General features: G+C 49.4%; 2 protein-coding genes. Both read left to right on the top strand.

Features of this window, described 5'->3' with window-relative positions; all coding sequences use genetic code 11:
• A partial coding sequence (locus KQJ18_RS24025; RefSeq protein ID WP_216422957.1) for an oligosaccharide MFS transporter occupies positions 1-872 on the top strand: 872 nt, incomplete at its 5' end.
• Between the two features lie 155 nt (positions 873-1027).
• Positions 1028-1290: YceK/YidQ family lipoprotein (locus KQJ18_RS24020; RefSeq protein WP_216422956.1), on the top strand; the 263-nt coding region annotated here is incomplete at its 3' end.

Here is a 1290-nt window from a genome sequence, read left to right as displayed (position 1 = left end):
ATATTGAAAAGGCCAGCCGCCGAAGCAAGTTTGAATTTGGTCGCGCACGCATGTTTGGCTGTGTGGGCTGGGCGCTGTGCGCCTCGATTGCAGGAATTATGTTCACCATCAATAACCAGTTTGTCTTCTGGTTAGGTTCTGGCTGTGCGGTCATTCTGGCATTGCTGCTGTTCTTTTCAAAAGCAGATGCCCCCTCTTCTGCAAAAGTCGCGGATGCGGTAGGCGCCAACAACTCAGCATTCAGCCTGAAGCTGGCGCTGGAATTATTCAAACAACCAAAACTCTGGTTTCTCTCCCTGTACGTGGTCGGCGTTTCCTGTACTTATGATGTGTTTGACCAGCAGTTCGCCAACTTCTTTACTTCGTTCTTTGCCACTGGCGAACAGGGCACCCGTGTGTTTGGCTACGTCACAACCATGGGGGAATTACTCAACGCCTCGATCATGTTCTTTGCTCCGCTGATCGTGAACCGCATCGGCGGAAAGAACGCCCTGCTGCTGGCCGGTACGATCATGTCGGTACGGATCATTGGTTCATCATTCGCCACCACGGCGCTGGAAGTCGTTATCCTCAAAACGCTGCATATGTTCGAGATACCGTTCCTGATTGTCGGTTGCTTCAAATACATCACCAGTCAGTTCGAAGTGCGTTTCTCGGCCACGATTTACCTGGTGTGTTTTTGTTTCTTCAAACAGCTGGCAATGATTTTCATGTCAGTTTTGGCCGGGAAAATGTATGAGAACATTGGTTTCCAGGGGGCTTATCTGGTGCTGGGGATAATTGCGTTGAGCTTCACAATGATTTCCGTATTTACCCTAAGTGGACCGGGGCCATTTTCCTTGCTGCGTCGTCGCGAAAGCGTCGCGCTGTAAAAGCCTCTTTGCCGGATGCACCACTCACGCGGTTTATCCGGCCTACAACGTGCAATTCTCACTCTGTGAGTCCTGACCCGGTGGTTTAAGTTTTGCGGGCAAAAAGCCGCTTTTAACCTGCTATGGTAAACGAGACGGTAAACTCAGGTCACAGGATGAGCAGAAAGACGGTTGCAGTAATGGCGTTCTTGATCAGCGCATTACTTTCAGGATGTGGCAGCATTAATGCGCGCACGGAAGGCGAGGATTCGAATACCTATTATGTGGGTACGCACCACGACATGGCTAAACTAAAAAACCCAGGCGCTTACGATTATAATTATTTCGATTTAGCGCTGCTATTTATCGATGTACCACTGTCTTTTGTGGCAGATACGGTCTATGCGCCGTTTGATTACTATCATGGACCGTATAAGAA

The sequence above is a fragment of the Citrobacter sp. S55_ASV_140 genome (assembly GCF_018919505.1).
GTDB classification, from domain to species: Bacteria; Pseudomonadota; Gammaproteobacteria; order Enterobacterales; family Enterobacteriaceae; genus Citrobacter; species Citrobacter werkmanii.
The sequence above is the reverse complement of the archived record's forward strand: the minus strand, read 5'-3'. Positions and strand labels throughout refer to the sequence as shown.